At 45.5% G+C, this 5,689-nt stretch carries 2 protein-coding genes and 1 pseudogene; all 3 read left to right on the forward strand.

What is annotated here, in order from left to right; all coding sequences use genetic code 11:
- On the forward strand, window positions 1-1,412 hold a 1,412-nt coding region (locus tag ACEW80_RS03040; RefSeq protein WP_373525181.1), incomplete at its 5' end, for a response regulator.
- Window positions 1,405-4,080 (forward strand): response regulator, encoded by a 2,676-nt coding sequence (locus ACEW80_RS03045; protein ID WP_373525182.1) that lies wholly within the window; start codon window positions 1,405-1,407, stop codon window positions 4,078-4,080. The genes ACEW80_RS03040 and ACEW80_RS03045, both read left to right, overlap by 8 nt.
- A gap of 332 nt (window positions 4,081-4,412) precedes the next feature.
- Window positions 4,413-5,467, forward strand: a pseudogene (locus ACEW80_RS03050) (IS701 family transposase); the annotation flags it as partial.
- Window positions 5,468-5,689 lie beyond the last annotated feature (222 nt).

Genomic DNA, 5,689 nt, shown 5'->3' on the forward strand with positions numbered 1-5,689 from the left:
TAGAGTTAATCAACAATATTCTTGACCTCTCCAAAGTCGAAGCAGGCAAGACGGAACTCTTCCTAGAGACCTTTGAGATTGCTCCCTTGGTAGAGGATGTCATCGCTACAATTCGACCTCTGATCGCAAAGAACAAAAATACCCTGGTAGTCAACTGTCCGGTAGAAATCGGCTTCATGCATGCCGACATGACAAAAATTCGCCAGAGCCTATTCAACCTCCTGAGTAACGCTAGCAAATTCACAAAAAATGGTAGGATTACGCTCTCTGTGGAGGAGAGCTGTTTTGGAGCGTCCCCCCCTCATATCCTCACTCCCGACCCTGATTCCTGGAGGATTACATTTGTAGTCACTGATACGGGCATTGGTATGACCCCAGAACAGCAGAATAGGCTGTTCCAGCCGTTTACTCAAGCGGATGCTTCCACAACTCGCAAATACGGTGGCACGGGATTAGGGTTGGCGATCACTCAGAAATTCTGTGAAATGATGGGGGGCGATATTAGCGTTGAGAGCGAAGCAGGTAAAGGCACCACCTTCATGATTCAGTTGCCAAAGCAGGTGCAGGAACTTCAACCTGAGTCATCTGGACAGGATGAACGGCATAGAGTTATTGCCCCCACCACACCAGGAGTAAGCACCATCCTAGTGATTGATGACGATCCTGCGGTGCAAGACCTGATGCAGCGTTTTCTCAGTCGGGAAGGATTTCATGTGGTCACCGCTGCTAGTGGGCAGGAAGGACTTCGCCTCGCTAGGGAACAAACCCCAGATGCGATCGTACTTGATGTCATGATGCCTAGTATGAATGGCTGGGCAGTACTAAGTGCTTTTAAGGCTGATCCTGACTTAGCAAATATTCCGATAGTGATGGCAACGATCGTGGATGACACGAAATTGGGCTATGCCCTGGGTGCATCTGACTATCTTCTCAAACCTATAGACTATGCTCGCCTGACGGCAGTGTTACAGAAGTACCGATCAGACTCATCCCCCAGCTCAGTCATGTTGGTAGAAGATAACGCCGAAAACCGAGAGATGATGCGCCGCCAGCTGACCAAAACGGGGTGGCGAGTCATTGAGGCCGAAAACGGACGCAGGGCACTGTCCGTCCTTCAGGTTGAGCAACCTGGCATAATACTACTGGATCTGATGATGCCGGAAATGGATGGGTTCGAGTTTCTCAGCGAACTCCGCCAGCATCCTCAGTGGCAGACAATTCCAGTGATTGTGCTGACGGCTAAAGACCTCACTCAAGAAGACCGTCAGCGGCTAGATGGACAAATTCAACGCGTTTACCAAAAAGGTTCCTACAATCATCAGATACTCCTCGATGAGATCCGCAGTTTAGTGAGCACTCATCCCCACCAGAGTTCCTACTCTCTTCCTCCTATAGGAGCCATCAATGCCTAAAGTGCTTTTAGTTGAAGACAACGAAGTTAATCGAGATATGCTGTCTCGCCGCCTACAACGTCGAGGGTACGAGGTGTTCTTCGCCGTCAATGGTGCTGAGGGCATATCCAAAACTCTCTCCGACAAGCCTGATATAGTGCTAATAGATATAGACTTATCTGAGATGAACGGATGGGAAGCCACCCAACAGATCAAGGCAAATCCCCAGAGCAAAAACGTTCCCGTAATTGCGTTGACTGCCGATGCGATGGCAGGCGATTCTAAAAAAGCCTTGGCAGCAGGCTGTGATGACTACGTCACCAAACCTATCGACTTACCCCGCTTGCTGGAAAAAATCGAGGTGCTTCTGAAAGAGACGAAATCACAAAGGCAGGAGCCTATCACCATTCCTCAAGACAGTAGGAGTCAGCATGCTCTGCTAACTCTTTTGCGCCACGAACTTTGTACGCCGATGAATGCCATTATCGGTTACAGCGAAATGCTCTTGGATGAACTAAAATCTCACCAAGACTCAACTCTGTTTAGGGATCTCAAAAAAATCTATGCCTGCGGAACTCAACTGCTAACGCTAGCAAACGTCATCCTCGACCCAGCTCAGCTACAGGTAAAACAGCTCTACACGCCAGTTCGGCGGACGACGGCACAGAGCCACTCCGCCGACTGGCTCTTGAATATCGACACCTTCGGCTCCACCATTCGCCTAGAACTGCTCACACCCCTGAGTACTATCATCGGTTACTGCGAGATGCTGCTAGAGGAAGCTTCCGTCGAATTTATCCCAGACCTAGACAGAATTCATACCGCTGCCCAGCATTTGTTGAGCATGGTTAACGATATCGTCAACCTGTCTGGGCAGCAGTTGCAGGCAATTGATGCTAACAGGCTAGATACACCACACATGATGATGGATAGCCTAACTGCGACATCTCTGGTACAGAATGCAGCTACTATAATTCATGCTCTAAGCGAGGAAAGCCCTTGGGCGGGCGTTCCTATGGGAGGTACGCTCCTAGTGGTAGACGACAACGAAACCAACTGCGACCTTCTCGAACGACAGCTAGAACGCCAGGGCTATACGGTGACAACTGCCACTAACGGTCCTCTTGCCCTGGAGATGCTTCAAGGGATGTCTTACGACTTAATTCTGCTGGACATTATCATGCCAGGAATGAATGGATTTGAGGTGCTTCAAAAGATCAAGCGCCATGAAAACTGGCGTCATATTCCAGTAATCGTGCTCTCAGCCCTGGATGAGATTGATAGTGTCATCCGATGCGTAGAAATGGGAGCGGAAGACTATATACCTAAGCCGTTCAAGCCTGTGTTGCTCCGTGCCAAGATCGCTACCTGTCTGGAGAAAAAGCGGCTACGAGATCAACAGACTCTCACCCTTGCTCAACGATCAATTGCTGAAGCAACCCCTATCCCGATGCTGCTCTCCCGCTTATTCGACGGGGCGATTCTCTATGCCAATGCCACCGCTGGTTCCATTTTTGGTCTCCCTATTAAGGAGTTGCTAAATCGCCACACGCAAGACTTTTACTTTGATCCCACTGAGCGTCAGAACGTGCTAGATGCACTATCCAAAGATGAGTCTATCCAGTGTCGGGAACTTCAATGTCAGCGGGCAGACGGTACGCCATTTTGGGTTACTGCATCGCTACAACCGCTAACATTCAACGGCGAAGCGAGTGTCCTGTATGCCCTCTGTGATATCACAGACCGCAAACAGGCGGAGGATTCTCTGCGCCTTGCTGAAGAAAAATATCGTAGCATCTTTGAAAACGCACCTTTAGGCATCTATCAGTCCACTCCCGACCGCTACTTCATTGGTATCAACTCAGCGATGGCACGAATTTATGGATACGACTCTTCCGCTGCAATGATGGAGGCAGTGACCCAAATTGATTATCAGATTTATGTTGACCCGAACAGTCGAGACGAGTTCAGACGCTTGCTTGAGAAACAAGGTGAGGTTATGGGATTTGAATGTCAGGCTTATCGGCAAGATGGTGACATCATTTGGGTTTCTGAGAGTGTTCGCGAAGTTCGGGATTCTAGTGGGCGTTTGCTCTACTACGAAGGAATTGTGGAAGATGTCACTCAGCGAAAGTTGGTAATATCCGCCCTCAAGCACCAGGTAAAGGATTTGCAAATCGAGATTGATCAGTCTAAACGTACCCGTCAGGTAGATCAGATGACTCAGCCCGACTATTTTCAACGGTTGAAGACAGAAGCCGAAAACCTGCGATTCCAAGATGATGATAAACAAAGATTGGAACCGAAGGTGCTGTTGGTAGAAGACAACGAAATGAATCGAGATATGCTGTCTCGCCGCCTGCAACGTTCTGGGTACGAAGTGGTAATTGCAGTCGACGGAGTAGAGGGCGTGTCGAAAGCTGCTTCGGAAAACCCTGATCTTGTCTTGATGGATATGAGCCTACCCGTGATAGACGGATGGGAAGCGACTCAACAACTCAAGGCAAATCCTCAGACTCGAAACATTCCTGTCATCGCATTGACTGCTCACGCTATGGCGGGCGATCATGAAACAGCTTTGGCGGCAGGCTGTGATGACTACGATACTAAACCCATCGACTTACCCCGCCTGCTAAAAAAAATTAAAACCCTTTTGGAAAAAGCAAAATCTGCTGCTAGCGCGGGTTAGCTAGAAAAGACATCACCGCTTATTTGAGGGAACTCTTAGGTAGGTTGTGTTGCAAAAATTTTCTGATACCAATTTAAATAGTATTCAAGGCAGATAGGGCATCTATGAGGAAAGGATAGCCTGTGACAGAAGCAATTGTTTCCAGGGTTAACTCAGCAAGCAGTTGATCGACTTTGGTTCGCAATTGAGCCAGAGTCTTGAACGAAGCCCACTTGAGGTCTGCCTTGAGATGTTCCCACAACCGCTCAATCGGATTTATCCCTTTTCTGTCACTTTCCGAGGATAAATAATAGAGGATAAGAAGCTAAACACTCTACAATTGAGGTATAGCAATGGACAACGAGCTACAAATACTGAAACATTTAGCGAGAGATGCACATTCAACAGGTCCAGTGATAGACGAATATTGTGCAGAGTATAAAGGCCTATTTAAAGAAGTAAGAAGTTATGAATGTTTCAAATATTTACATTTAGGAATAATCTCATCAATAAAAAGAAAATCATTGCCGGAAATAGCTAAAACTGCTGGAATAATTTCTGCACAGTCATTGCATCATTTTATTTCTAATTCACCGTGGTCGGTCGATGAATTACAGGAGAAAAGATTAAATAAAATAAAGAAAGTCTTACAGGGGAATGCGATTACAGTAGTAATTGATGAAACGGGAGATAGGAAGAAAGGGGGGAAAACTGATTATGTATCTAGGTAGTATTTAGGGAGTGTAGGAAAATAAATAATGGCATAGTTTCAGTCAATGCTTACGGAATATACTCGAACATAACTTTTCAATTAAGTTTTAAAGTTTTTAAGCCGAGAGAAAGGTTAAAAGGATAAAATAAATATAAAACTAAAATAGAATTAGCAACAGAAATAATTGCGAAATTAATTAATTTTGGTTTCAGAATAGAATTAGTATTAGCCGATAGTTTGTATGGCGAAAGTAGTCAACTTATTAGAATACTAGATAAATATCAACTACTTTATGTTGTGGCAATCAGAAGTAATCATACAATCTGGATGCTTTCAAACCAAACGGTTAGAGCCAATAAGTGGTGCAGAGATAAAAGAACATTTAGTAATCAAAAATCAGAGACTAGGTACATTAGAGAAGTTATTTATGGTCAGAAAAGAACGGTAACATACTGGGAAGTCACTACTGACCCAGAAACGATGCCAGAGAATTCTACAACATTTATAATGACAAACATTCAAGGGCAAGTTAAGAAAACTTTGGGTAATCTTTATGGATTAATAACATGGGCGGCTTGTTTCTAAACAGAGCATCTGCCCAGAAAAAGCCTTGTAGAATACGGATTTAGACAGTGGAAGCAAGAATTAGGTTGGACTGATTATGGCTTTACTAACTTTAAAGACATTGAGAAATGGTGAGCCAGCGCGTTGCGGGGGTTCCCGAGAGAACGGGATTTAGAGAAGCCTAACTTTGAATGTATTTACATTTTATTCATTAAACAACACTAAGCAATGGAGCGCAGCAATAAAGCGAACTTTTGCGAACAATTTCAGACCCTTGGCCCGAAGAAGTTCTGAGTTTCTCTAACGGGTCTCATTCTATAGTTGGAAGTACTGTGCTTTGCGGGAATGTAAGTA

Source organism: Nostoc sp. (assembly GCF_041747015.1).
GTDB lineage: Bacteria > Cyanobacteriota > Cyanobacteriia > Cyanobacteriales > Nostocaceae > Nostoc.